Source organism: Paenisporosarcina quisquiliarum (genome assembly GCF_043641925.1).
In the GTDB taxonomy this organism is placed as follows: Bacteria; Bacillota; Bacilli; order Bacillales_A; family Planococcaceae; genus Paenisporosarcina; species Paenisporosarcina quisquiliarum_A.
This window is the reverse complement of record NZ_JBHZRU010000013.1, coordinates 27,362-53,394: the sequence shown is the minus strand read 5'-3', so window position 1 is coordinate 53,394 and position 26,033 is coordinate 27,362. Positions and strand designations below refer to the sequence as shown.

23 protein-coding genes are annotated in these 26,033 nt (G+C 37.6%); 3 read left to right on the top strand and 20 right to left on the bottom strand.

The features are described from left to right. Position 1: 1 nt before the first annotated feature. Together ACHUE4_RS10905 and ACHUE4_RS10900 are read left to right on the top strand one after the other, a co-directional pair. Positions 2–1,132 carry a GerAB/ArcD/ProY family transporter gene (locus ACHUE4_RS10905; protein WP_394189900.1) on the top strand — a complete coding sequence of 377 codons (1,131 nt, stop codon included), beginning with the start codon at positions 2–4 and terminating at the stop codon, positions 1,130–1,132. Then, complete coding sequence (locus ACHUE4_RS10900) at positions 1,119–2,222, top strand: Ger(x)C family spore germination protein (protein ID WP_394189898.1); 1,104 nt, start codon at positions 1,119–1,121, stop codon at positions 2,220–2,222. The genes ACHUE4_RS10905 and ACHUE4_RS10900 overlap by 14 nt, the downstream gene beginning before the upstream one ends. A 189-nt stretch (positions 2,223–2,411) precedes the next feature. Here the strand turns inward: ACHUE4_RS10900 and ACHUE4_RS10895 are convergent, their stop codons facing one another. The 10 genes from ACHUE4_RS10895 to ACHUE4_RS10850 all read right to left on the bottom strand — a co-directional run bounded on the left by ACHUE4_RS10895 (position 2,412) and on the right by ACHUE4_RS10850 (position 13,064). Further along, positions 2,412–3,011 carry a VanZ family protein gene (locus tag ACHUE4_RS10895; RefSeq protein WP_394189896.1) on the bottom strand — a complete coding sequence of 200 codons (600 nt, stop codon included), beginning with the start codon at positions 3,009–3,011 and terminating at the stop codon, positions 2,412–2,414. Between the two features lie 469 nt (positions 3,012–3,480). Continuing rightward, positions 3,481–3,960, bottom strand: a complete 480-nt coding sequence (rlmH, locus tag ACHUE4_RS10890; RefSeq protein ID WP_394189894.1) for a 23S rRNA (pseudouridine(1915)-N(3))-methyltransferase RlmH — start codon at positions 3,958–3,960, stop codon at positions 3,481–3,483. A gap of 90 nt (positions 3,961–4,050) precedes the next feature. Then, a complete protein-coding gene (locus tag ACHUE4_RS10885) occupies positions 4,051–4,215 on the bottom strand; it encodes a CxxH/CxxC protein (protein ID WP_394189892.1) in 165 nt (54 codons plus the stop codon). Positions 4,216–4,417: 202 nt separating this feature from the next. Beyond that, the gene (locus tag ACHUE4_RS10880; RefSeq protein ID WP_394189983.1) at positions 4,418–5,638 is read right to left on the bottom strand and encodes a S1C family serine protease; all 1,221 of its coding nucleotides are present in this window, start codon (positions 5,636–5,638) and stop codon (positions 4,418–4,420) included. Between the two features lie 288 nt (positions 5,639–5,926). Beyond that, positions 5,927–6,715: an MBL fold metallo-hydrolase gene (locus ACHUE4_RS10875; protein ID WP_394189890.1), complete on the bottom strand. Its 789-nt coding sequence runs from the start codon at positions 6,713–6,715 to the stop codon at positions 5,927–5,929. Between the two features lie 12 nt (positions 6,716–6,727). Continuing rightward, positions 6,728–7,552, bottom strand: a complete 825-nt coding sequence (locus ACHUE4_RS10870) for a two-component system regulatory protein YycI (RefSeq protein ID WP_394189888.1) — start codon at positions 7,550–7,552, stop codon at positions 6,728–6,730. Beyond that, positions 7,530–8,861 (bottom strand): YycH family regulatory protein, encoded by a 1,332-nt coding sequence (locus tag ACHUE4_RS10865; protein ID WP_394189886.1) that lies wholly within the window; start codon positions 8,859–8,861, stop codon positions 7,530–7,532. The genes ACHUE4_RS10870 and ACHUE4_RS10865 overlap by 23 nt, the downstream gene beginning before the upstream one ends. Next, positions 8,852–10,675 (bottom strand): cell wall metabolism sensor histidine kinase WalK, encoded by a 1,824-nt coding sequence (walK, locus tag ACHUE4_RS10860; RefSeq protein WP_394189884.1) that lies wholly within the window; start codon positions 10,673–10,675, stop codon positions 8,852–8,854. The genes ACHUE4_RS10865 and walK overlap by 10 nt, the downstream gene beginning before the upstream one ends. Before the next feature lie 5 nt (positions 10,676–10,680). Next, positions 10,681–11,388 (bottom strand): response regulator YycF, encoded by a 708-nt coding sequence (gene yycF / locus ACHUE4_RS10855; RefSeq protein ID WP_394189882.1) that lies wholly within the window; start codon positions 11,386–11,388, stop codon positions 10,681–10,683. Positions 11,389–11,585: 197 nt separating this feature from the next. Next, the gene (locus ACHUE4_RS10850; RefSeq protein WP_394189880.1) at positions 11,586–13,064 is read right to left on the bottom strand and encodes a peptidoglycan DD-metalloendopeptidase family protein; all 1,479 of its coding nucleotides are present in this window, start codon (positions 13,062–13,064) and stop codon (positions 11,586–11,588) included. 449 nt (positions 13,065–13,513) lie between these two features. Between ACHUE4_RS10850 and ACHUE4_RS10845 the strand changes: the two genes are divergently transcribed. After that, on the top strand, positions 13,514–14,326 hold the full coding sequence (locus tag ACHUE4_RS10845) for a YitT family protein (RefSeq protein WP_463510139.1): 813 nt from the start codon (positions 13,514–13,516) through the stop codon (positions 14,324–14,326). A 438-nt stretch (positions 14,327–14,764) separates the two neighbouring features. Here the strand turns inward: ACHUE4_RS10845 and ACHUE4_RS10840 are convergent, their stop codons facing one another. From ACHUE4_RS10840 to ssb, 10 genes are all read right to left on the bottom strand, one after another. Next, the gene (locus tag ACHUE4_RS10840) at positions 14,765–15,346 is read right to left on the bottom strand and encodes a hypothetical protein (RefSeq protein ID WP_394189878.1); all 582 of its coding nucleotides are present in this window, start codon (positions 15,344–15,346) and stop codon (positions 14,765–14,767) included. Position 15,347: 1 nt separating this feature from the next. After that, complete coding sequence (locus tag ACHUE4_RS10835) at positions 15,348–16,238, bottom strand: hypothetical protein (RefSeq protein ID WP_394189876.1); 891 nt, start codon at positions 16,236–16,238, stop codon at positions 15,348–15,350. A gap of 86 nt (positions 16,239–16,324) precedes the next feature. After that, a complete protein-coding gene (locus tag ACHUE4_RS10830; protein WP_394189874.1) occupies positions 16,325–17,611 on the bottom strand; it encodes an adenylosuccinate synthase in 1,287 nt (428 codons plus the stop codon). Positions 17,612–17,789: 178 nt separating this feature from the next. Beyond that, positions 17,790–19,145 carry a replicative DNA helicase gene (gene dnaB, locus ACHUE4_RS10825; RefSeq protein WP_394189872.1) on the bottom strand — a complete coding sequence of 452 codons (1,356 nt, stop codon included), beginning with the start codon at positions 19,143–19,145 and terminating at the stop codon, positions 17,790–17,792. A 12-nt stretch (positions 19,146–19,157) separates the two neighbouring features. Further along, a complete protein-coding gene (gene rplI, locus ACHUE4_RS10820; RefSeq protein WP_394189870.1) occupies positions 19,158–19,607 on the bottom strand; it encodes a 50S ribosomal protein L9 in 450 nt (149 codons plus the stop codon). Further along, positions 19,604–21,580, bottom strand: coding sequence for a DHH family phosphoesterase (locus tag ACHUE4_RS10815; RefSeq protein ID WP_394189868.1), 1,977 nt, complete (start codon positions 21,578–21,580; stop codon positions 19,604–19,606). Before ACHUE4_RS10815 ends, rplI begins: the two co-directional genes overlap by 4 nt. Positions 21,581–21,592: 12 nt before the next feature. Then, positions 21,593–22,534, bottom strand: coding sequence for a YybS family protein (locus ACHUE4_RS10810; protein WP_394189866.1), 942 nt, complete (start codon positions 22,532–22,534; stop codon positions 21,593–21,595). Between the two features lie 286 nt (positions 22,535–22,820). Continuing rightward, positions 22,821–24,830: a methyl-accepting chemotaxis protein gene (locus ACHUE4_RS10805; RefSeq protein ID WP_394189864.1), complete on the bottom strand. Its 2,010-nt coding sequence runs from the start codon at positions 24,828–24,830 to the stop codon at positions 22,821–22,823. A 387-nt stretch (positions 24,831–25,217) separates the two neighbouring features. Then, the gene (gene rpsR / locus ACHUE4_RS10800; RefSeq protein ID WP_394189863.1) at positions 25,218–25,454 is read right to left on the bottom strand and encodes a 30S ribosomal protein S18; all 237 of its coding nucleotides are present in this window, start codon (positions 25,452–25,454) and stop codon (positions 25,218–25,220) included. Between the two features lie 62 nt (positions 25,455–25,516). Next, positions 25,517–26,023 carry a single-stranded DNA-binding protein gene (ssb, locus tag ACHUE4_RS10795; protein ID WP_394189861.1) on the bottom strand — a complete coding sequence of 169 codons (507 nt, stop codon included), beginning with the start codon at positions 26,021–26,023 and terminating at the stop codon, positions 25,517–25,519. Positions 26,024–26,033 lie beyond the last annotated feature (10 nt).

Below are 26,033 nucleotides of genomic sequence, written 5' to 3'. Positions count from 1 at the left end.
GATGGAAACCCACCAATTATTTAGTAAGAATGAAACCTATAATGGGCTCTATGTCATGTTGTTAGTAAATCGCCTCCAAATGCTATACTTTTTTCTGATTATGCCAAATATCTTGATTAATCCATATATGATTTGGGTGCTTATAGCTGTCGGGATATTATCCCAACTAAACCTTTTTCTTTTATCGAAGTGGCTTTTAACCCCTCTATCTGGTAATGGATATAACGGATTTGTCGAATTGTTTGGAAAAAAATTGGTACGATTTCTCTCTTTTATCGGGTTGTTCTTTATTCTACTTAAACTTTCCGTCATAACGTTAGGATTCAGCGAAATTGTTCAAACATTTATGTTTCCATCAACTGATACAAATTGGCTTGTGTTTTTTATCTTGATGTTTTGTTGTTATGTCGCAGGTAAGGGCGTTGTACATACCATTCGTTTAGTGTTGATTTCTTTTTTCTTAACGTTTTGGATGATCACATTTTTCGTTTTTTTCTTCTTTCCCCCAATAGCTCAACTCAGTGATTTGTATCCACTTATTCCAATGGAGTGGAAAGTAGAAAATTGGAAAGCCTTTTTTTTAATTTTGTCTTCCTATTCTGGTCCGGAATTTTTGGTATTTTTGGGACCATGGCTTAAATCAAACAATAAAACCTTCCGCTATTTGTCTTACGGCAACGCACTCACCGTTGTAGAGTATGTACTCCTATTTATAGCATCCCTATTTTATTTCGGTTCCAATTATTTAAGTAAAAGTCAATATCCAATTATTAATATGGCCCGTTGTTTTCAAAACCCAGTGTTTGAACGAATTGATATGGTCCTGCTTTCCTTTGAATTATTTAACCTAGTTTTTGCAGTTTCTCTACTTCTTCTATTGTTTTATGGGGCATCTAAAATAGCTTTTGGTAAAATGAGCAAGCCGTCCAGTGGAAAAGGTTTTTTATTCAGTGTATTCCTTATTTTTATTGGAATGGTTTTTTTGAATCAATTATTTTGGAAGTCTTGGGAGAAGCAACAATTTTTACTCAATCTTCAAATTATAGCTGGAATCATAAGCTATTTTCTTGTCCCACTTGTTATTGTTTTAGTAATGAAAAAAAAGGGGGTTAATAAACATGCGTCTACATAAAAAGATATTTAAAAGATTGATACTCCTTTTTATGACTTTATGTTTATCTGGTTGTACCCCTTTTACCGAAAATAACCTTATTGAAGAAATTTCTCCCATTACCTTTTTGTCTATTAGTAAGGGAGATGAAGGGAAAGTAAATGTCAGTACAATTTTGCCTCCTCTAAGTAAAGAAAATAAGAGTGTAATGTCACAAGAAGTCAGCTTATTAAAGGAAGGAGTACAGAAGTACAACTTAAACTTCTACCAGGAAATTAAATTCGGACAAATGCGGATGCTGGTAATTAGTGAGGAACTTGGAAAAGAAGGGATTATGTCCATTATAAATGTATTATTGACTGATCCGGATGTCCCTTTGAGAATCTATTTAGTTATCGTAAAAGGAAATTTTGAAGAGTACTTGGGAAGTAAATTGGATAAAGATGAAAACTTGGATTACTCGTTTTACCGAATGCTGAAGCATTATGAGGAAAAAAACCAAGGAGAAATAACTGTCGTTAATCTTCATGAATTTAAAAATTTGCTCTATACTCCTTATTCAGATCCTTTCTTGCCTGTATTCAGAGTACAAGAGAATGAGGTCAGCTATGAAGGTACAGCCTTATTTCAAGATGACAAGTTAGTTGAAATTATTTCATCTTTAGATGATCGTATCTTCCAGCTGATAAACAATGATCACTACGTAGAAGTTTTACCAATTCCAGAATTTGAAGTTGTACTGGGTCATGTTAAATCTAAAACAATAGTAGATATCGATAGCAGCTATTCTACAATGACCTATACCGTGAATTTAGACACAAGAATTGAGGAATATCAGGGAGATATGCAATTATTTGACCCAAAGCAGCTAAAAAAAATAAAAATAGATATCGAAACCCATCTTGAAAAACAAACACATGAACTAGTTAAAAAGATACAAGAATTGAAAGTGGATCCATTACAGCTTGGCATACAAACTAAAAGACCATTCTCAAAACCAATGGGAGAAAAAAAATGGATTGAAATGTTTGAGAAGATGGACATTAAGATAAAATACAATATTAATATCGAGCCTTTGACGGATGCAAATTCAAAAAAGCAAGACTTTTAATTTTCCCTATCGAATAAGCCCTAGAATCAAACGATTCTAGGGCATTTTTTTTACAATCTATAGCTATATAATTTCTGTCAGAATTTCATAAGAACGCATGCGAGAGTTGTGGTTAAAAACTGGGGAAATGACCATGATTTCATCACATCCGCCTGGCTATCCCATAAAATTGATTCATATAAACTACAATTAATTTGTAGTGATCAGGCTTTTCATAGACACTTTAAATTGATCAATCCATTCTTTGAAATACGTATTCTTCGATACAAACTTCATCGCATAATACCCCAGAACCCCTCCGAGCGTATTCGCAATCAAGTCATTCACATCCACGCTTCTGGCACTATTCGCAGTGATGTAAAGCAACAACTGCAGCACTTCTATCGCTAGACTGAACAGCAAACTCCTCACTGCCACGAGCTCCCACGAAATCTTGTCCTGCTTCACTAATAGCCACTGGTAGACCCCAAACGGAACCAACATAACGATGTTCAAAATAAATGTCGCCATATCAATCGTCAGAATCGGAATCGGATTGATTCGGCTGTACCACGGACTCTGATTCTTATATATCCCCAAATTCACTTCAATCGGAAACGTCGTCAACGCCACCACCGAAAGCATATATATTCCCAGGGAAATTAACGTAATGTATTGAAAAGTACTATAGTTCTTATCCTGTCTTTTCAACTTCAGTATCACTATTACCAAATACACAATAAATAGTGGCCATAAAATATACCCCGCATTTATCGTCCTAATAAACGACCACGATTCTTCTGTTGTCATGCCATTCCACTCCTCTTCTTCAGATTAATCTCGTATCTGCACTTAAGTGATACACTTATTATTTCACTGAAATCTGAAGAAACACGTATGGCAATTCTTAAGGTTTCTTAGGGAAGTCTTAGGAATAGGTTAGTATTGGGAAGTGATACTTCTATTTACGACGAATTCATTATAAACAGGGTTTTTGCCAGAATTCCTCTGTGAGGTGCCTCTGATATACCTGTGCAGCAAACTACTCTGCTTATTGTCAAGTAAAGCTTGATGATTAATCCTGCTCTGGAGAGATGTTTTTTATATGGAGGCTTATATACTGCTTAAGTTGTTTGAAACAATTTGGCAATTGCCTTTTGCGTCATCCAGACAGTTTCCGCTTCTATTACTCATTTATAAAACAACTTCCCATTGAACATTTCACTTACCATTAGAATAAAATATCTGAATCTCTCACTTATGCTAGATTACTTTCCTATCACTTATGATAAGGTTCATTTTTAATAATCCGAAAAGCTCGATAGATCTGCTCCACCAATACTAATTTCATCAATTGATGTGGCAAGGTCATTTTCGAGAATGATAACTTTTCGTCGGATCTCTTCATGACGTCTTCATGTAGTCCAAGTGAACCACCGATGACAAAGGCAATTTTGCTGCGACCGTATGTCATGAGGGATTGTAAATCATCGGCTAACTGTTCGGAAGATTTCATTTTTCCTTCAATTGCTAAGGCGATGACATAGGTGTCCGGTCCAATTTTAGCTAAAATGCGTTCTCCCTCTTTTTTCTTAACGATTTCCATATCGGCATCACTTAGATTTTCTGGTGCTTTTTCGTCTGGGACTTCGATTAAATCGATTTTGGCATAACTTCCAAGTCTTTTTGAATATTCTTCAATGCCCATTTTTAAATACTTTTCTTTTAATTTTCCTACGGAGACAATTGCGATATTCACAGGTTATCCACCTTTACATATAATTTACAAACACGCTATCCACAGGACTTATGCACATATCCACAGGTCAATTCTATATATAGTATGCAATCATTCGTTCGCTACTAAATATATTGCTGCGTCTTCACAATAATCGCATTTTGTGGATAACTTTTCTTCATCTGTTAATTCGGTTAAAATCGGAAAGGTATTTTGCTTCGCTACAAACATGTCGAGTGCATGATCTATATGGGTTTGACAGCAAGTAATTTTCATTATTTCCTCTCCTTTCGATTTTCGAAGTATTCACTAAGTTATACACAATTCACACAACTTTATCCACAATCTATTTTAACAAAGTTAAAGCGAGTAGGAAAGGTGCGGGTTTGCACCTCCTACTCGCTGTGTAAATCAATTGTTAAGCTCACGATCTTATCCACAATGCTTTTCCTTCATCCACATGTAATTTTCGAGCAATTTATAGAGCCGAATTATCCGTAAGTTCTAAGTTCATTTCCATCAGTTGTCCTGCACGATACACTTTAATTGTTAAAGAATCGCCGACTTCTTTTTCATTGTACAAATGTTTTCGTAGTTCAATGATGTTTTCGATTTTTTCTCCATCCATTTCAACAATGACATCATATCGTTGTAATCCTGCCACATCCGCTGGAGATTCTCCTACAACTTCATCCACTACCACTCCTGTTGTAACTTCTTCAGGCAATCGAAGTGTGTCTCGTTGATGGAAGGCAGATACATCTGTTACATCAACTAACGTGACACCCATTGATGGTCGTTTCATTTCACCAAATTGTTCTAAATCCTCAATCACTGGAATGGCTGAGTTTATTGGAATCGCAAGACCGATTCCTTCAACTGATGATTGTGCAATTTTCATGGAGTTAATACCAATTAAATCTCCTGCTAAATTTACTAATGCGCCTCCACTATTTCCGGGATTAATCGCAGCATCCGTTTGTAGAACTTCAGCTTGCCAATCTTGTTGTCCATCCCCGTTTAAGTCCACTGGTATGGTCCGGTCTTTACCAGATACGACACCAGTAGTAACAGATCCTGAGAAATCAAGCCCGAGCGGATTTCCGATTGCGATAACTGTTTCACCTTGTTTTAATTTATCGGAGTTACCAAATTGAGCAACAGCCGTCACTTTGGAAGCATCCATTTCAAGCACTGCTAAATCAGTCCAAATATCAGTTCCTAATAATTTCGCTTCTACTTTTGCACCATCAGCGAGAGTCACCTCAATTTGATTGGCACCTTCAATCACGTGGTTATTCGTAACAACATAAGCTTTGTCACCAGACTTTTTGTATATAACGCCTGATCCTGTTCCCGCTTCTTGCGATGCACCGGATGGGTTCAAGAAATCTGAAGATGATTGTATATTCGTCACGCCAACCACTGCACCTACAACTTTTTCAACAGCCGACGTGACATCTGTCGTAATGTCAGTTGACACTTGTGTCGTGTCCGATGGTAAAGAAGATGATTCCGTATCGGATGATGTTCCGTTTACTCCTCCGGGCATCATTCCCACTAACGAAGGCATCATCAGCCAAACGATTAGTGCCCCAATCATGACTCCGACTAAACCGCTAAAGAAATAACCTCCTTTGCTTCCTTTTTTCACAACCCTTGTTTGAGGTTCTTGCGTATGGCTATCGTAATATCCCATGTTCATCGTCCTTTCTCTCTATTCGTTATCCTTACTTTACCAACCGAACATTAAAATTAGATGAAAATGTATTTAAAATTGTTTTAAAAAAATGAATTTTTGAATGAAGGCGGTGAAATCGAGAATGCGTCTTACGAATTCTTGAATGTCCTAGATGAATCCTTGAATCCCACAATCCGATCCTCGAATAACCCCCACGAAATCTAGAATACCCATCTGCCACTCCATACACACATTCTTTAACGCTCACATTTTTGCGCAAAATAAAAACCCCACAAAATGTGAGGTTTAAACGGTGACGAGTTCAGTTGGTTTATTCGCATCGGTATCATATAACTGAAGAAATTCACCTGGTACGATGCCACACGATTGAAGCGTTTGGGAAACACTCATTCTGGCTAAATCTTTCATATTGTTATCTTTGCTTAAATGCGAGAGATACATGCGAGTTGGTTTTTGTTCCACCACTTCACTCATCGCAACGGCAGCATCTTCATTGGAGACATGGCCTACATCACTCAAGATACGTCGTTTGACTGACCAAGGGTATCTGCCCATTTGAAGCATGCCAACATCATGATTGCTTTCGAAAACAAATGAGTCAGCACCTTGAATATGACCTTTCATGCGATCACTTACATAACCGGTGTCTGTAATTAGGACTAATTTGCGTCCATTTTCGTGAAAGACATAAAACATCGGGTCAGCTGCATCATGTGATACTGCGAAGGATTGGATATCGATGGATCCAAATGTTTTCACCGTTTCCATATCAAAATGGAAGCGTTGCTCTAGTGGAATTTTGCCCACTAGGGGATCCATTGCCATCCACGTTTTTTCATTCGCATAGATCGGAACATTGTATTTACGTGCTAATATTCCAAGACCTTTAATATGATCACTATGTTCATGCGTTACTAAAATTCCGCTTAATTTTTTCATGTTGCGGTCAACAGAAGCAAATAATTCTTCCATTTTTCGTCCGCTCAATCCGGCATCTACTAAAAAAGCATGCTCATCATTTTCGACGTATATGGCATTTCCGCTACTGCCGCTTGCTAGAACACTAAAACGCATGACAAAAACTCCTTACTCTTCTTCTAATTCCTTTGGTTCGTTTTCAAATTCAATTATTTTTCCTTCAACCGCATTCACAAAGTAATCTTCTTCGGACCCATCTTCTAACTCTACTCTCACTCGCCAAGTAGGAGCAAAAACTTGAGACTCTGTAAATTGTACGAGCGTTGAGAATCCTAAAGTAAGATCAAGAATCGTTGAATTTGGCTGAAGAATTCTTTGACCATATAAAGCACTAACTGCGTCCTCTTCAGGTAATAAATCAACCGTCTCTGGGAAATCTTCCAATTCGGCGAATTGAGTTTGTTCGTATCGAATGATTTCACTTTCCTCATTCCAATACATTGTTAAAGTTCCACCAGAATTGTAGTAGATAAAACGATTTTTAACCGTTTGGAATAAAACCGCTTTCCGTGCTTCTTTATCGATTTTCCATAGTTTATAAACAGATCCGTTATCGATATTTTTGACTGCAAAATCCTCAAAACTTGCTACATCTTTTACGTTTGGAATAGCAACTGGCGTTTTAAAAGTAGCAAGTAATTTAGAACCTTCTTCAATAATCTCAAATGTTTGGTTCTCTCTCGGTTCCATCGTTTCACTCTTAAATATTCGAACGTTTCCAGCTACATATGATTCTGGTTCAACTGTAGAATCTAAACTTTCGTATTGAATATTATCCGCTTGAAGTCTGTCAGACACCGAAGCTTCAGAAAGTGGTTCTATTTCTTTTGACTCGGTATGTCTATTTAAATAGAGGGTATACAAAAAGACATTTAGAATCGAAAATACAATAATAAAGATGGTTTTGGTTTTATTCCAATCCAAATGCTCCACCTCCTATTGTTTCTGGAGTAAGTCTCGACCATATCCCATTTGCTAAATAGAACCAAGAAGGCTCTAAATTCAACAGACCTCTTTCATCGTCACGTGTCAGATAATATCCGACTGTTAATCCAGAAGCTTTTACTTCTTCAACACTTTCCACTTGTTCGAGTAATTGTGCAGCTTCCACACCTGAAGGTAATATGGCTGCGTCCGTTTCGGATGGTAAAGATAAGTCTAAAGTGAAGTAAGGTCTAATATATCGGAAAATCCGGTTTGTTCCCCAATAAGTCGAAATCGTTGTGGACGTCATATCACTAAAAACTGGATATCCTAATAAGAAAAGTTGATAATCCACTTTTTGAGTAGCTGGATTAATTCCTACTAAACGGTAATCGTCCGTCCAACCCTCGTGTTCATTCACAAAATCCATACTATCAAATACAAGTTCGTGAGCTATACCTGGCACATCACTTTCTGCAGCAGGATATACGTAACTTAATGTTCGATCGAGAGAATCGACAGTCAATAGTGCCGTATCGTCTGAGTACTCTTCATTATAAGTCCCAACAAAACTTCGACGAACTTTATTTGGATTATCAAATAAGGCATCTTTAAATCGAGCTGGTGGAACATCTCTCAAAATATACGTATAACGGATCGAAGCAATTTCTTCAGTTGGTACAAACATTGTTAATTGGCCGTTTCGATCAACATGCGTGTATTTAGTGAAATCTGCTGCAGGCGTTAATACTTTTTCTTGAAACTGCTGTGGATCTACTTTCGTCACTTTAGCTGAATAGAGTTGTTTTGATATTGAGCTAGCGAAATAAACCGTTAATTCATCATCTTCAGGTCGATTCCAGTCAACAATCATACGATCAAAACCATCTCCTGGAATATTGGTTGAGGTAAATGGGATGATGTTATCGTACACAGCGAATGGAATTTCCGTTGGATATATCATTGTAAAGCGATTTGTTGTTAGACTATATTCATTTAATTCTGCTGGTGATAAATTATTGCTAACTAACGATAGATTTCTTATCTCCCAATCCTTCATTACGCCTAATACTCTCTCTACTTGAGGAAAAGAAGTAGTGCCTGAAAGTCCATCTTTTAAACTAAAAACCATTTTATATGGTTTTACTACCTCATTAATTCTTTTCCGATCAGCAATCGAAATGTCGACAACTGGGGCTTTTTGAATTGTGGGATATGATGGTGTATAAGTCCAAATCGAGAATGTTAGGAAAATACTTAGGACAACGAGTAACCATAAAATAGCTGTCTTCACATGTTCAACATATTTCAATCCCATTCACCTGCCTCATCTAACTCAAATGGTAAGGTGAAGAAAATTGTCGTACCATGCCCTTCTTCACTCTCAGCCCAAATCAATCCACCATGAGCCTCAATCATTTCCCGGGCAATAGCCAAACCTAATCCTGTTCCACCCATCGACCTTGCACGTGCACGATCAACTCGATAGAAACGATCAAAAATTCGTTCAACGTTCTCTTTCGGTATGCCCATCCCATCATCAGAAATCATGACTTTCAAAAAACCTTCTTGTACGATGACACCAAATCGAACGTTCCCACCGTCTGGTGAATATTTTAATGCATTCGAAATGATATTATCGATTACTTGAGTTAATTTATCTGTATCAATTTCCACAAAGTACTGAGCATCCGGCAATAATCGTTGTAAATTCACATTATTTGATTTGGACATTTCAAAACGATCGATAATCCGATTAAAGAATTTATTAAATTCGACCATTTCCTTATTCAAATCGTAATCGCGACTGTCCATTTTCGATAATTGTAATAAATCATTTACAAGACGAATCATACGCTCGGTTTCAGTTTGAGTCGTTTTTAAGAATGTTGGTGCTAATTCCGTATCTTGCCAAGCGCCATCTGCAAGTGCTTCTAAATAACTTCGCATCGTTGTTAAAGGGGTACGCAGTTCGTGCGAAACGTTCGCAACAAACTCTCGACGTTCCATATCAATTTTTTCTTGTTCTGTATTATCATGAACGACCGTGATCAGTCCATTTACAAACCCTGTTTCTTTTTGAATAACCGAGAAGTTAGCCCGCAAAATATAGGGACGTTCTGGAGTACTAAAATCTAAATTAATGGATTCCTTCATATGAATTAAATCTTCAAATGCGTATTGCGTGTCAATCCCTAGAACGGAGGAAATAGGCCGTTGAAGAACTAGATCCCTTGGCACTCTCAATAGTCGTAGCGCAGGATCATTGATTAAAATAATACGTCCTTTTCGGTCTGTCGCTATAACTCCATCGGTCATATTCGATAGAACGGAGGCTAGCTTTCTTCGTTCACCTTCTGTCGTTGACTGTGCTTCTTGCAATCGATTGGTTAAGTGATTAAATGAAATGGCCAGTTGACCAATTTCGTCGTTCCCATATACACGCACTTTTCTGGAAAAGTTTCCTTTTGCCATGGCTTGAGCTTGTCTTCTCATATCAGCAATTGGACGTGTGATGGTTTGCGCAATAAAGATACCGAGTATAACGGTGATAGCTAGAGACATAGCGGTACCACCCGCTAAAATTTGGTTGATTTCGGTCATTTGCTTATAAACAGATTCAATATTAGATTCAAGATACAAGGTACCAATAACTTCACCCTTGGATACGATTGGTGAAGATAGTACCCATACACGGTCACCTGTTCCACGATCGAGTTTAACCTCGTCATAAGGATTTGCGGCTGTAATTGACTTTCTAACTAAACTTTCCGTTGATTTTTGACCAACAATCAATTGATTTTCTGTATCCGAAGTTGCTAAAATGCGGTACCGATTATCAACTACTCGAAGCTCAATTATGTCATCCGAATTCAAACTAGATAATGCCATTCTTAAACTTTGTTCCGGGGTTGGATCTTCTTCTCCCCGTTTTCGAGTCATTTCTTCACGCACGCTAAACTCAACCAAATTCACCCGTTCTTTAATCGAATCGGTGAAATTAGTTTTAAGTTTTTGTTCTAACTCCTGTGCAAAGTATAATCCGATAATTTGCATAGCGAGTAATATGAGTAAAATATAAATAAGAACAATTTTAACGTGTATGGATTTCAAAAAACCAACCTTTTGCATTGTTATTACTCCTGTTCAGGATTACGCAAATAGTACCCAACGCCGCGTCGTGTTACAATCCATGCTGGATGGCTTGGGTTATCCTCAATTTTTTCACGAAGACGACGAATCGTTACATCAACTGTTCGCACATCACCAAAATAATCATAGCCCCATACCGTTTGAAGTAAATGTTCACGTGTCATAACTTGTCCGATATGTTTCCCTAAATAATGAAGCAATTCAAATTCACGATGCGTTAACTCAATCGATCCATCTCGTTTTAATACCATATAAGCATCCGGCTGAATAATCAGTGAGCCTACTACAATATCATTTGATGCAGCTTCTTCATCTTCAGACTGTACCGTTTGATGTCTACGCATATTTGCTTTTACACGCGCAATTAATTCACGTGTGCTGAATGGTTTCGTCACATAGTCATCTGCACCAAGCTCTAATCCTAAAACTTTATCAATTTCAGAATCTTTAGCTGTCAGCATAATAATCGGAAAATCATATTTTTTACGTATTTCACGACATACTTCCATTCCATCTCGGTTCGGTAACATAATATCTAGTAACATTAAGTCTGGTTTGATCTCTTCAGCCTTCGCAAGCGCTTCATCTCCATCGTAAGCACAGACTACGTTATAGCCTTCTTTTTTTAAGTTAAATTGTAAAATATCAGCAATCGGCTTCTCGTCATCTACTACTAAAATTGTTTTACTCATATATTTCATCCTCTCTCATACAATCTATATAGGCAGGAAATTTTATTAACTTCTATATTCCTACTCTATCACGGTTTTCATCAATACGCATCTATCTCGGATATCCATATGGGAATGAAGTATTTCCCGGGCAATAATTCGACAAATTTCTATATAAAAAGACGGCCAACTTATACAAAATTGACCGTCCCTACTTCTTATTTTCTTAAATAACTAATTGGATTCACTTGTTTACCATTTTTAATTACTTCAAAATGTAAGTGAGTTCCAGTTGATCTACCTGTTGAACCCATTATTCCTAGTTTAGAACCTTGAGGAACGGTTTGTCCCACATTAACATCGATTGATGCAAGATGAGCATATACTGTTTGATAACCGTTTTGATGGTCTACAACGACTTTATTTCCGAAAGATCCATCTCTGCCTGCAAATGTTACGATTCCATTGTCAGTCGCTTTAATCGTGAAACCACTTGGACGCGCGATGTCAATTCCTTTATGGATTCTGCCCCATCGATGGCCCATCTGACTGGAAATGTATCCACCTTCAGCTGGCCACATAAATGATCCTGAACCTCTTGATGGAATAACTTTTGTTCCTTTTAACACAATATGATTTTTCACTTCAACTGTCACAGTTTCTTCTTTAACAGACTTTCCAGTTTGAACACCATTCTGTTCTCGAATTAAGTAAGTCATTTCTTTTTTCCCGTCACTGCCTTCTTGCTTCACTTTCGTGTCGCCTTTATACATAGTGTCGGTTTCTTCTACTTCGTTCTGGAATTTCACAGTTTCAGAAACTTTCTTCTCTTTTAATACTTCTACATTAATAAGAGGTTTTAAGGCTGTAACTTTTAATTCTTGTCCAATTTGCAGAACGCTTTCTTGCGTAAAACCAGGATTAAGTTTTGTTAATTCTGAAGCAGATAAGTCATGCTTTTGAGCAATTTCACTAAAGACATCTCCAGCTTGCACCGCATATACTTTTTCTTCTAAAGAACCTTTTTGAAGAAATTTAACAGCTTCTTCAACAGTCAGTACCGTTTCTGGTTTCGCTAATTTCGAAACACCAGAGACACTTTCTTTTAACAAAACATCTAAAATACGTGTTTCGTTTTCTTTTAATTGTGGTAAAGAGTCAGTAGAATCCTTGCGAGCTTCCAATTCGATGAGCTCTGCTTCAGTTACAGATTGAAGTTTTAGTTGTTTAATTACTTCATGATATGATTCTAAGTCTTTGACGTAGACGGCAATCTCGTCATTGACGGATAATGCAAATGCATTAGCAGCGACTGTTACCAAGTCGTCTAGCTTATCCAATGTTTCTTGATCATCTGTATTTGATGCAAAAACTTGCTCGGGGATGACAGTTATATCTGATCCATCTTTTAAGGTAAGTCCATCGTATTGGGTTCTTGCTTGTTCAATCTTATTATCAACCAATGTATCTACTGCTTTTTCATCAGATACTGCCCCTACATATTGACCGCTAGCGTATATATGATAGATTTTTTGCAATGATTCCGATTCGTTATCTTTTGCAAAACCTATGTTGAATGTAAAACTAGAAATAAGCAAAGCTGTAACGGCTGCTTTTTTCATCACATTTGATGTGCGGTACGGCTTGTGATCGGATGAAATCCTCTTACTATCGCCAGTGTTCCATTTCAAATTCATGATAAAGCCCCTTCCAAAATTCCATCCGATTGATTCGAATGTAGCATTGACGTGAATTTTCACGCTCCTCTAATTTACCACACTCTTTTTCTCAATTGGTAATCATAGACCATAATGTAAAGAAAATGACTCATTCATTCCATCAATTAGTATTAATTGGTTTATTTTGTCATTAAATCGTGTCTTAAAACCTAATTTATTTGAAAATTCGATATTTTTCTTCTATCTTTCTTCCTCTTTTTCACTCTTTCTACAATTTTTTTGTCATAATTGTCATATTTCAAGACCACAACGTAGGAGATTGACCGTTTTTAAGGTAAAATTAGATATACACACGTATGAAAAGAGGTCTAAAATTGGTCGAAAACACTGTTTTGAATCCATCCAAGCAGAAACTTCATGTGGCTCATCGTAAAACTCCCAAAAAAGTAGTGGTTAAAAGGATTATTATGATCATTGCTGGTGCTATTTTTATGGCAATGGGTCTTGAACTCTTTTTAGTTCCAAACCATTTGTTAGATGGCGGGATCGTCGGGATTTCCATTATTCTTGCTCACTTAACTGGATTTGAGCTTGGACTATTTATTTTCTTATTAAACATTCCATTTTTCTTCCTGGGTTATAAACAAATAGGTAAAACCTTTGCACTTTCAACCGTTTTAGGAATTACTGTTCTTTCGATTAGTACATATTTGTTACACCCAGTTCCACGTTTCACAGACGATTTACTATTAGCTACTGTATTTGGCGGTATTGCTTTAGGCGTTGGTGTTGGTTTAGTTATCCGTTATGGTGGCTCATTAGACGGAACTGAAATTCTTGCTATTCTTTTTAATAAAACAACCCCTCTTTCTGTAGGCGAAATTATTATGTTTTTTAACTTAATGATTTTTACTATTGCTGGTTTCGTTTTTACATGGGAACAAGCTATGTATTCAGTACTTGCCTATTTTATCGCATTTAAAACAATAGATATTGTGATTCAAGGTTTTGATGAATCTAAATCTGTTTATATTATCAGTGATTACGTGGATGATGTTGGTCAAGCGATCATGGACCGCCTTGGTCGTGGTGTTACTTATTTACATGGGGAAGGCGCATATACTGGTGACGAAAAGAAAATCATTTTTACTGTCATTACAAGATTAGAAGAAGCCAAATTAAAGACAATCGTTGAAGATATTGACACTCACGCCTTCCTTGCTATTGGTAATATTGCAGAAGTACGTGGCGGACGCTTTAAGAAACGAAATATTCATTAAATGCTAAAAGGTTCTCTTCACAATTAGTGGGGAGAACCTTTTTACTATAAATTAATACTGTTGGTTTCCATTGCGGCGGACGCTTTCGGCGGGCAAGACTTCAGCCGCTTCCCTCGCGAAGCTCAGTCCAGGGTCTTCAGTTCTTGCTGATTCCGCCCGAGTCGCCGCCTCCATTCCAAGCAACAGTAATCGTTACCTTATGAGTGTTTCTGTAAACTATTTTTGATAGGAAAGTGGTTTGCCATTTCCGAAAACTCCTACCCAAAGAAGAAACAAGCCAGGCTCCCGATGCTAGTATTTCGTTCACGGAAAGCAAAAGAAATAGCTCAACACTTTTTTCTCAATCCCTTGCAAAAGATTTCAAGTTTTAAACTTTTTTATTAATACTAAGTCTTCAAACTAAAGGTTCTCTCCACAACGTGTGGGGAGAGCCTTTTCTTATACTTTTAAATTCAAGATTTCTCCTGTATCAGAAGAGTTGTATGGAAATTGCTTTTGAAGAGTACGTAAGAAAACCAAAAATATAATTTGAGTAATGAAACCGGCTAATACTAAGAAAATGGCGAAACCATTAGCTGTATGTTCACTTAAATTTGTTAAAAACGGTTGGATAAATAGGATAATCAACATCACAACCATGTACCCTTTATACGTGTTCTCCGTTCTTAATGTAAGCTCTGGTGAATGAAGAAGCTCTACCACTCTCTTTATTAATTGGAATAAAAAATAAACCAATATGAGGTCTAATACACCCGTAGCTGTAGTGTACATTCCCCACCATTCCGGAGCTTGATTTTGATACAGTTGAGGATTGATCAGGACGGTTGGTATTGAGAGAAATAACAATAAAGTTGCTACGATCCTAGTTGGATGCATTCCAGATTCATTCAATTCGATTTTTCGTGTACCCAGTAAAATCATGAAATAGCCAATGGGGTCTGGAAGTATGTCTATGATCAAGTGGATATCGAGAAAGATGAGAAGATAACCTGTCAGGATATACTTAAAGCCATTTCGCATGTCACCTTACCTCCGTAGCGTTATTGATAAAAGAATAAACCTCTGATTGAGTTAAAAAGGGTTCTTCGGCAACATGAAAAGGGATTTGAAAAGATTTTTCATTTCTTGTCTCACCTTTTATCATAAATTGCAGGCTTACCATACTTTTTGACTCCATATTGATTTGAATCGTTGAAATAAATCGATCTCTTGTTTCGAGTTCTATTGGCCATTCTGTTGCTAGTTCTTGATTTGCTGTTTTGTTTTGGTCACCATTAGTGAATATTTGATTTTTCATTAATTCGATTTCGTATAATCCTTTTACTTTTTGGTCAAATGGGAGATCAACTTTTTCAATAGATAAAGGCTCATTTGCTGAATATACTATTCGATTATCTCCGGCGCTACTACTGGAACTGGTCACAGATTGGAGTACATTACTAACTGCAACGGGAGGTAACAACCGAATGTGTCCAATTGGAACAGTCATTGGTGCTCTTTCTGAAAATATCGCTTCGATATTTTTTACATCTATCCCATCTTTTAAGTGGTGAGGACTTAGAAGATCTTTATTAATCTCAAAGGTCGTTTTTCTAATGTAATGATGGGTAAATTCTTGGTGAACATTTTGTCGATGTAATTGATCACTGTCCATAAAAATGAACCCATCGTGCTGCTGCGGATATAATAGTAAATCATCCAACTTAACCACTTGTAAATCTTTATGATCGGACTTGTTTGTAATGTAATAAAGCGTTAGAAAAGTTGGGTTACCGATGCTTTCCTCAATATAATGAGTTAAAAATATGGGTGCATCAATCTGTTTTGACTTAAAATACCATGTATTTGCTGTCCAACTGATCAAAACTGCCATTATAGCGAACCAAAACCAGTACTTTTTAACGTACATCATTTCAATCTCCCCCCACCTGGAAAAACCTTCTATCTTTTACATACGAAAAAAAGCGAAGAAAGTTTCCTTTCTCCGCTTAAAAAATTTTAGCGCCACACGCTCGCTACAATATTCGTTTGGTTTCGATCAGGTCCTACTGAGAAAATAGAGATTGGTACGCCTGTTAACTGTGACACGCGTTCTAAGTAATGACGTGCATTATCAGGTAGTTCATCTAATGATTTACATGACGTAACATCTTCATGCCAGCCTGGAAGCTCTTCGTAAACAGGTTCGCAGTCAGCAAGCATTCTAAGATTTGCAGGATATTCTGTAATTAATTCACCTTTGTACTTGTAAGCTGTACAGATTTTTACCGTATCCAGTCCAGACAATACGTCAATTGAATTAACTGTTAAATCCGTTAAACCACTAACACGACGAGCATGACGTACAACAACACTATCGAACCAACCGATTCGACGTGGACGACCAGTTGTCGTTCCGTACTCTTTCCCAACTTCACGAATCTGATTGCCAACTTCGTCAAATAGTTCAGTTGGGAACGGACCATCACCAACACGTGATGTATAAGCTTTACAAACCCCTACAACATGACTAATTTTCGTTGGTCCAACACCCGCTCCTATTGTAACCCCACCAGCTACTGGGTTAGATGACGTCACAAATGGATATGTTCCTTGGTCGATGTCTAACATAACGCCTTGTGCGCCTTCAAACAATACGCGGCGTCCTTCGTCTAAAGCATCGTTTAACACTTTAGATGTATCTGTTACATATTTAGCAATTTCTTGCCCGTAACCGTAGTATTCTTCCATAATCTCTTCCACTGTAAAGCCTTCAGTTTCGTAGAACTTCTCGAACATACGGTTTTTCTCGTTTAAGTTATGGCGAAGTTTTTCTTCGAATACAACGTGATCTAACAAATCTGCCATACGGATCCCAACTCGCGCAGCCTTGTCCATGTAAGCTGGACCAATCCCTTTACCAGTTGTTCCGATTTTATTAGCCCCACGTCGTGCTTCTTCTACTTCATCTTGTTTTAAGTGATAAGGTAAAATGACATGTGCACGATTAGAAATTCGTAAATTTTCTGTCGTTACACCGCGTTCATGAAGTCCTTTTAATTCTTTTACTAATGCTTTTGGATCGACAACCATTCCGTTCCCGATAACAGAAATTTTATCTTTATAAAAAATCCCTGATGGAATTAAATGAAGTTTATATGTTTCTCCACCAAAAATAATGGTATGTCCTGCATTATTTCCACCTTGGTAGCGAGCAATTACTTCTGAATGCTCTGAAAGAAAGTCGGTAATTTTACCTTTTCCTTCGTCTCCCCATTGTGTTCCAACTACTACTACTGATGTCATGGTCAGCACCTCCGTCAGACGCTTTCACGCGTCCTGAATCAAACAAGTCTCATTGTATCAACCGAACAGGTCGAAGTCAATCCAAAACAACAAAAAACACGAACGTAAAAATGTATTCAGACATTTATCGTTCGTGTTCTGGTAAAACCTATCCTACAGGTATTCGTTGAACCGTATATTAAGCTGGTGGAGCTGAATGTTGGCTCCAATCGACATTTACGAATTTATTAAATTCTTTTACGAATGCAAGAGTAACTGTTCCGGTTGGACCATTACGTTGCTTAGCAATGATGATTTCAATCATATTTTGATTTTCCGTTTCTTTATCGTAATAATCTTCACGATAAAGGAAAGATACGATATCAGCATCTTGCTCAATACTTCCTGATTCACGTAAATCGGACATCATTGGACGCTTGTCCTGACGTTGTTCTACTCCACGGGATAACTGAGACAATGCGATAACCGGAACTTTTAATTCACGAGCTAACGCTTTTAAAGAACGCGAAATCTCGGAAACTTCTTGTTGACGGTTTTCTTTGCCGTTCCCGCTTCCTGCAATCAGTTGTAAATAATCGATTAAAATCATGCCTAAACCATACTCTTGCTTTAAGCGACGACATTTTGAACGAATTTCATTAATACGAATACCAGGTGTATCGTCGATGAAAATACCAGCGTTCGATAGACTACCCATGGCCATAGTTAGTTTGCGCCAATCTTCAACTGTTAATGCACCCGTTCTTAAAACTTGTGCATCAATATTCCCTTCAGCACAAAGCATACGCATAACAAGCTGTTCTGCACCCATCTCTAAACTAAAGATGGCTACATTCTCTTCCGTCTTTGTCGCAACGTTTTGAGCAACATTCAATGCGAACGCCGTTTTACCTACAGATGGACGAGCAGCAACGATAATTAAATCATTTCGCTGGAATCCAGCGGTAATTTTATCTAAATCGCGGAAGCCTGTCGGGACACCCGTAATATCGCCTTTGCGTGAATGAAGAAGTTCGATATTATCATACGTCTGTACGAGAACATCTTTAATATGTCTGAAGTCACCAGCATTTTTCCTACTTGAAACTTCCATCATTTTCTTTTCAGCTTCTGATAGTAAAGCTTCGACCTCATCTTCGCGTGTAAAGCCATCTTCCACAATATTCGTAGCTACTCGAATCAGTCTTCTTAATAACGCTTTCTCTTCAACAATTCGAGCATAGTGCGCAATATTGGCAGCTGTAGGCACAGCATTGGCAATCTCCGTTAAGTAAGATAACCCACCAACATCCTCTAACTCTTTCTTTGAAGCTAATTCTTCCGTTACCGTTACAACGTCAATCGGTTTACCTTGGTCACTCAGTCTGTTCATTGTTTGGAAAATCTTTTGATGCGCTACTCGATAAAAATCTTCAAACTGCAGAATTTCTGCTGCTGTAATGAGCGCTTGTGGTTCTAAAAAGATAGCCCCAATGACGGACTGCTCAGCTTCTTGGTTGTGAGGGGGAATCCGGTCCAATATTGGATCGCTCATATTTGTCTCTCCTTACGCTTCTTCTGTAACATGAACTTTCAAAGTAGCTGTTACTTCCTGGTGGAGCTTCACAGGTACTTGCGTAACTCCTAAAGCACGTATTGCATCGTCTAAGTCCATTTTGCGTTTATCAATTTTAATGCCATGTGATTTTTGAAGCTGTTCTGCCACTTGCTTCGTCGTAATTGAACCGAATAACCGACCGCCTTCACCAGACTTAGCTTTTAGTTCGATCGTTAGTTTTTCTAACTGTTCCTTCAACGTTTTTGCATCTTCTAACACTTGTTCCGCTTGCTTGTCTTCTTTACGTTTTGCTCCGTCCAACGCACTGATACTTGCTTGGTTTGCTTCAATTGCTAAATTGTTTTTCAATAAAAAGTTATGTGCATAGCCATCTGCTACATTTTTGATTTCGCCTTTTTTCCCTTTGCCTTTAACATCTTTTAAGAAAATAACTTTCATTCTGTTTGGCCTCCTTCGACAATTTCGACAATAGCTTGTTTAAGTTGTTCAATTGATTCTTGAACATTTCCATCTGGAATCTGACTAGCCGCATTCGTTAAATGACCGCCTCCGCCTAATCGTTCCATGATAAGTTGAACATTAATGTCTCCAAGGGATCTTGCACTAATTCCCACTTCCCCATTATCTTTTTTCGCTACAACAAAGGAAGCCGAAACTCCCTTCATTGTTAATAAAATATCTGCTGTTTGTGCAATTAAAACTTGGCTATATGCTGAATCTTCTTCTCCATGTCCAATTGCAATTCCTTCTCGGAAAAATTCTACCGTTTGTACAATTTTAGAACGTTCTATATACGTTTCTATATCTTCTTTTAATAATCGTTGCACCAGAACAGTATCTGCACCATGTGTTCTTAAGTAAGAAGCAGCTTCAAATGTTCGTGCACCGGTTCGTAATGTAAAACTCTTCGTATCGACAATAATACCGGCAAGCATCGCTGTTGCTTCTAACATGGAGATTTTATCGTGTTTTGGTTGATACTCTAGTAACTCTGTTACCAACTCAGCAGTTGATGAAGCGTAGGGTTCCATATATACCAATAATGTATTGGAGATAAACTCTTCCCCGCGTCGATGATGATCGACAACAACAACCTTCTCTGCTTTATTTAATAACTTTTCATCTATCACCATGCTAGGTTTATGTGTATCAACAACTACTAACAGTGTTTTGTCCGTTAACTTCGATAAGGCTTCTTCAGGTGAAATAAATCGATCAAATAACGCAGGCTTACTTTTAATCTCATCCATAAGGCGTGTAACGCTATGGTCAAGCTCATCAAAGTCTAACACTACATATCCATCGATTTGATTCATCTCAGCCATTTTTCGAACTCCAACGGATGCTCCTATGGCATCCATGTCAGGTAGCTTATGGCCCATAACAAAGACTTGATCACTATCTTGAATTAAGTCACGTAATGCGTGTGAAATAACACGTGCACGAACCCTCGTCCTTTTTTCAACTGGATTTGTTTTCCCACCGTAAAACTTCACCTTACCACTTGGCTGTTTAATCGCCACTTGGTCTCCACCGCGTCCGAGTACCAAATCAAGACTTGATTGGGCAAGCTCACCTAATTCTAATAGTGAAGCAGATCCCGCTCCAACACCAATACTCAGCGTTAACGCTAGGTTCATTTTAGATGTTGCTTCACGAATATCATCTAACAAAGAGAATTTGGTTTTTTCAAGCTCAATTAAAATGGATTCATTTAATACCGCTAAGAATTTGTCTGAAGAAATACGTTTCACGTAAATCCCTTGACCCGCTCCCCAGTTATTAATCAGTGACGTCACCAAGCTATTTAACTGGCTGCGCGTCTGGTCGTCCATTCCTTGTGCTAGCTCATCATAGTTATCAATATATAAAACAGCTAGAACCGTTCGATCTGCGTAGTATAAAGATTCCATTTCAATTTGTTCAGTGATATCGAAGAAATACAATAGTTTCTCTTGTTGCTTATAAAAGACTTTATATTTCTTGTCTGCTAATGAAATGGTTAACTCTTTTGTATCATCTTGTTTCACTAACGTATGTAATTCATCTGAAAGTGAAAATAAGTCAGCGCCGATTAGCGTATCAAATTCGAGTTCGCGCGTCATATAAGGATTTGCCCATTCGATAATGAATTGGTCATTTATTAACATAATCCCAATTGGCATTTCTAACAGGGCTTCTTCTCCAACACGTTTCATCCTAAACGATAAGGTTTCAAGATGTTTTTCTGTTTCAATAAATGAACGTTTCTCCGTTTGCCAAGTTGCAAAGATGGCTGCTGCAAACACAACAGCAAAGATTATACCTGCCCAAACATGCCAAAACATGAGCAACAGAGCACCAACTACACCGATGATGGATAGAACAACTAACGGATAACGTAGTGGTCGTTTTCTAAAAAAGGCGGCCATCGATTCAGCTCCTTACTTTCTGTTCATGTCTTTCATGAATGAACGAATATTAAATCCTAAATCTATGACACCTAACAACAAGACGAATGATTGAAGTGGAAACGCCAAAATAGTGGACATAATAATGACCCACTTCGGCCATTTTTGTTCTTGAATATAAAAATGAATCAATGAAATACCCTGTAAAAATAATAACCCACGGAGAACAATCGTAGCATTGGCAAATACCATAAATGCAAAGGTTCCCTTTTCTAATTCAACAAACAAACTAACGATTAATACGACTAAATAATACCATAGAACAGCTTTAGGTAAACGCATCTCGCTAAAAGGAGGGAATTTCGGAACATCTACTCCTAGACGTCGTAATACAGGAAGATTCACGATAATAATGATTAAAGCTGAGACAAACACCGCTATTATAATAATAGAAGGCAATACGATTTCAAACATGGATAGCGTTTCAGCTACCAGTTTGTCATAACCTTCAGGAAGAGCTCCATAACGTTCGAGCATGTTCCCTGACTGCTCATAAGATTCTCGCACCATAACCATAAACTCTTCAATTGGGTTGATTCCCATCAATAGGACAGCCACTAAATATTGCACAACGGTAGTAAATAAAAACATCATCCCCGCTGCAATAAATAAATACAATTTACTTTTCTTTCTTCGAATCGAATCTCCAATCACCAAACCTAATGGTGCATGAATGAATGCCAATGGTAGTGCTAATAGACCTCCAACAAAAAAGGACATACCCATACTGACCACAGTCACTAAAATAGCTGAATTTCGATCAAACTTAACACTGTACCAAATAATGGGGAGTGCGATAAAAAAGGAAGTCACAATATTGAGGATTGGTACATAAAAAGAAACCGCCAACAAGATCGTAAAGAGTGCAATCATCATTGCGCCCATTGTTAGCCGTTTCGTTTGTTCATTCGGCATGCAAAAACCTTCCTAACTAAAAATCATTTATCTCTATATTGTATCATGCCGAACAAGATGCAACAAAAGTTCGAAACCGTTGTTAACAAAGACTATGTCACAAGACGGTTTATCATGTTTTTATTTGTTTTAGATGAAGATATGATATCAATGTTCAAACCACCGTCTTTATGATGCACATTTAATCTAAGATGAGCTAAACAGTCGGTATTTGTGAAAGCAAAAGTAAAAAAGGATGCCGAGTCACTCAGTTTACACTGAACGTCTCGGCACCCTCTCTTGTTGATTAAACTTTAAAACGATCTACCGCTTCTTGTAGTTGCTCGCCTAAACGAGTTAAGTGTTCAGCGGATTCCGAAACAGTTTGAACAGCGCGAAGTTGTTCGTCAGTTGATGCACTTACTTCTTCAGCTGCAGCTGCTGTTTCTTCAGACATTGCTGCCATTTCTTGTATCACTTTAACGACTTCATCCTTACTACCCGCCACTTGCTCGATTTCTTTAACAATCGATACAATCGCACCTTGCATTTGAGAAACGAAGCTTGAAATTTGGGCGAAAATTTTACTTGTTTCGTCTACTACTTCTGATTGTTGTGTGAAAATATCATTCGTTTTACTCATTTCAGTAATAGCTGATCGTGAACCTTCTTGAATAAGTTGAATGGTTTTCTTCACTTCATCAGTAGCTTGAACGGATTGCTCAGCCAATTTACGTACTTCATCAGCTACAACCGCAAATCCTCTACCATGCTCTCCAGCACGTGCAGCTTCGATACTTGCGTTCAATGCTAATAGATTGGTTTGATTTGAAATCTCTGTAATGGTCGACATAACTGTTTCGATAGTTTGAACTTTATCGCCAAGCCCATTAATGACTTCTTGCATTGATGAGATGGAGCTACTAGATGATTGATGGAAGTCTTGAAGTTTCTCCATTTGTGTTAATCCATTTTTATTCATTTCTTCTGCTCGAGACGCCATCTTCGACATTTCATGTGTTTGATCTGCCGCTTGGTTGATTTGCGTACTTAAATCATTTGAACGCTGGTTCGCAGCCTCTGCTTCTTCAGCTGAGCGGGTGGCACCGACTGCAATTTCATTCGCTGCTAGAGCAACTTGTTCGCCTGAAGCATTCGTTTCTTCTGCTACAGCCGATAGACCTTCAGCTGATTCACGAACGTTCATCACAGATGATTGTACAACTTGCAAAATATTGTGAAGCTTAGCCACCATGATATTTAATTGATCGCCTAATTCACCAATTTCATCTTTAGCTTTCACATTCGCTCGGACATCAAGACGTCCAGCTGCCACTTCGCTCACTACATCACGAATGTGTAAAATCGGTTTACTAAATCGGTTTGAAATAAAATACATGAGAACAATGACAATTAATAAGGTAATTAAACCTGTAAGCAATAAACTAAAGATAATATCATTCGATGCTTGTGCAATGACAGCTTGATCATAAATCGCTCCGATAATCCAGCCTGTACTTGGCACTTTTTCATAAATAAACAAGTACTCTTTTCCGCCTTGTTTATAAGGTATTACTCCACTTTCGTCTGCAGACCCTAAAGTTAGTTCAGCATAAGGTTCAGCTGATAGGTCTTCCCCTTTCTTGTCAGGATGAATAATACCAAGACCATTCGCTGACAACATAACCGGATACCCTTCAAAGCCTAGGTTAACTGCACTAAGTTGGTTCGTTAAATCTTCTAATTTCACATCTACGCCCGCTACCCCATTAGAATAACCTTTTGAAGCAGTGATGACATATTCATTAGTAGCCACATCGATATACGGTTCACTCCAATGAACTTTTGAGGAATCGTCTGATGCTAGCTTGTACCATTCACGTGTACGTGCATCAAAATCAGATGGTAAGTCTACATTAGGAACAATATAAATCGTTTGATTCGCCAAAGCTACATAAACAGATGTCGCTTCTTTATATGTATCTAAATAAGATGACAATTGATTGTTTAATTGAGTTGTCGTTGCTATTAATTCTGGATTACTTTGATCTCCATCAGCTGTTAAATCAGCAGCTGAAAACTCTTCAACTGTTTCATTAAATGACAATTGCTCAATCCCACTGGCAATTCGATATAAATATTGCTCTGAATTATTTGAGAGCTCACTAACAATCGCTTTTGATTGCTGCTCAACATCTTTTTCGTTTTTTTCTTTTAATTGGTATGACGCGATTCCTAGTAAACTTGCAAAAGCTAAGATTAATGTAATAACCATCGTTGCAATTAACTTCGTTCGAATGTTTTGAAAAGCTTTCATAATCCCACCCCTTTTCCATCTTGATATTCTTTTGAATATACTATGTTATATCGACCTATTACCTACTTTTTTCAACAAATTTCGACAAAATAAATCGATATAACTAAGCCATATGGACGGAATGTATTTATAACAAAATTCATAGGTCAATTAAGTCATAAAAACATGATGTATATAAGCATTTTTAAATTCGATGGGTATTTTATTCTATATTTAAATATGAATAGTACGAATGATTTTGTTACAAAACATAGCCCAAATTCAAACGTTAAAAATACGTACTTGTGGTACAAGGACTTTTTTCAATACGGTTTTCCGTAAACTAATGCTTTTTGAACAAACAAAAAACCCTTTAAGTCATATTGACCTAAAGGGTTCTGAACCGATTTATCTCTCCTCAGAAGAGAATGGAAGTAATGCCATGATACGTGATAATTTAATTGCTGAAGTTAACTTGCGTTGGTATTTCGCGCTTGTTCCAGTAACTCGACGTGGAAGAATTTTTCCGCGTTCTGATACGAACTTCTTAAGCAAATCAACATCTTTATAGTCGATATGCGTAATATTGTTAGACGTGAAATAACAAACCTTTTTGCGTCTTTTGCCTCCGCGACGTGGTGCCATATCGTTTCGCCTCCTTAGTTTTTGGTTTTATTTGTGTGTTTAAAAGACATTTACTAGGTTTCTTAGAATGGTAAATCGTCGTCTGAAACTTCGATTGGACCGCTTCCACTAGAGAATGGATCTTCATCTACACGTGTATAGTTTTGCTGATTTGGCGATTGATTCTGCTGATTTGAAGAATATTGATTGTTTTGGTTTGAACCGCCACCGTAAGGTTGTCCTTGTTGTGGACGATCTCCACCAGAGCTATTGCGTGGTTCAAGGAATTGAACACTATCAGCTACAACTTCTGTCGTGTAAACACGCTTTCCATCTGTGCCTTCATAGCTCCCCGTTTGAATACGCCCTTCAACACCTGCTAAGCTTCCTTTTTTTAAGAAGTTTGCTGTGTTTTCAGCTGGTTTTCTCCAAACAGTACAGTTAATAAAATCCGCTTCTTTCTCACCTTGTTGGTTAGAGAATGAACGATTTACAGCTAGTGTAAAACGTGCAACCGCTACACCACTTGGTGTATAACGAAGCTCCGGATCTTTTGTCAGTCTTCCGACTAAAACGACTCGGTTAATCATCAGAATCTAA

Bases quoted from the DNA above. Each gene is read 5' to 3' on its own strand.
- ACHUE4_RS10905 (WP_394189900.1), top strand. From the start codon at position 2: ATGGAAACCCACCAATTATTTAGTAAGAATGAAACCTATAATGGGCTC.
- ACHUE4_RS10900 (WP_394189898.1), top strand. From the start codon at position 1,119: ATGCGTCTACATAAAAAGATATTTAAAAGATTGATACTCCTTTTTATG.
- ACHUE4_RS10895 (WP_394189896.1), bottom strand. From the start codon at position 3,011: ATGACAACAGAAGAATCGTGGTCGTTTATTAGGACGATAAATGCGGGG.
- ACHUE4_RS10885 (WP_394189892.1), bottom strand. From the start codon at position 4,215: ATGAAAATTACTTGCTGTCAAACCCATATAGATCATGCACTCGACATG.
- ACHUE4_RS10880 (WP_394189983.1), bottom strand. From the start codon at position 5,638: ATGGGATATTACGATAGCCATACGCAAGAACCTCAAACAAGGGTTGTG.
- ACHUE4_RS10875 (WP_394189890.1), bottom strand. From the start codon at position 6,715: ATGCGTTTTAGTGTTCTAGCAAGCGGCAGTAGCGGAAATGCCATATAC.
- ACHUE4_RS10865 (WP_394189886.1), bottom strand. From the start codon at position 8,861: ATGGGATTGAAATATGTTGAACATGTGAAGACAGCTATTTTATGGTTA.
- walK (WP_394189884.1), bottom strand. From the start codon at position 10,675: ATGCAAAAGGTTGGTTTTTTGAAATCCATACACGTTAAAATTGTTCTT.
- yycF (WP_394189882.1), bottom strand. From the start codon at position 11,388: ATGAGTAAAACAATTTTAGTAGTAGATGACGAGAAGCCGATTGCTGAT.
- ACHUE4_RS10850 (WP_394189880.1), bottom strand. From the start codon at position 13,064: ATGAATTTGAAATGGAACACTGGCGATAGTAAGAGGATTTCATCCGAT.
- ACHUE4_RS10845 (WP_463510139.1), top strand. From the start codon at position 13,514: ATGATCATTGCTGGTGCTATTTTTATGGCAATGGGTCTTGAACTCTTT.
- ACHUE4_RS10840 (WP_394189878.1), bottom strand. From the start codon at position 15,346: ATGCGAAATGGCTTTAAGTATATCCTGACAGGTTATCTTCTCATCTTT.
- ACHUE4_RS10835 (WP_394189876.1), bottom strand. From the start codon at position 16,238: ATGATGTACGTTAAAAAGTACTGGTTTTGGTTCGCTATAATGGCAGTT.
- ACHUE4_RS10830 (WP_394189874.1), bottom strand. From the start codon at position 17,611: ATGACATCAGTAGTAGTAGTTGGAACACAATGGGGAGACGAAGGAAAA.
- dnaB (WP_394189872.1), bottom strand. From the start codon at position 19,145: ATGAGCGATCCAATATTGGACCGGATTCCCCCTCACAACCAAGAAGCT.
- rplI (WP_394189870.1), bottom strand. From the start codon at position 19,607: ATGAAAGTTATTTTCTTAAAAGATGTTAAAGGCAAAGGGAAAAAAGGC.
- ACHUE4_RS10815 (WP_394189868.1), bottom strand. From the start codon at position 21,580: ATGGCCGCCTTTTTTAGAAAACGACCACTACGTTATCCGTTAGTTGTT.
- ACHUE4_RS10810 (WP_394189866.1), bottom strand. From the start codon at position 22,534: ATGCCGAATGAACAAACGAAACGGCTAACAATGGGCGCAATGATGATT.
- ACHUE4_RS10805 (WP_394189864.1), bottom strand. From the start codon at position 24,830: ATGAAAGCTTTTCAAAACATTCGAACGAAGTTAATTGCAACGATGGTT.
- rpsR (WP_394189863.1), bottom strand. From the start codon at position 25,454: ATGGCACCACGTCGCGGAGGCAAAAGACGCAAAAAGGTTTGTTATTTC.
- ssb (WP_394189861.1), bottom strand. From the start codon at position 26,023: ATGATTAACCGAGTCGTTTTAGTCGGAAGACTGACAAAAGATCCGGAG.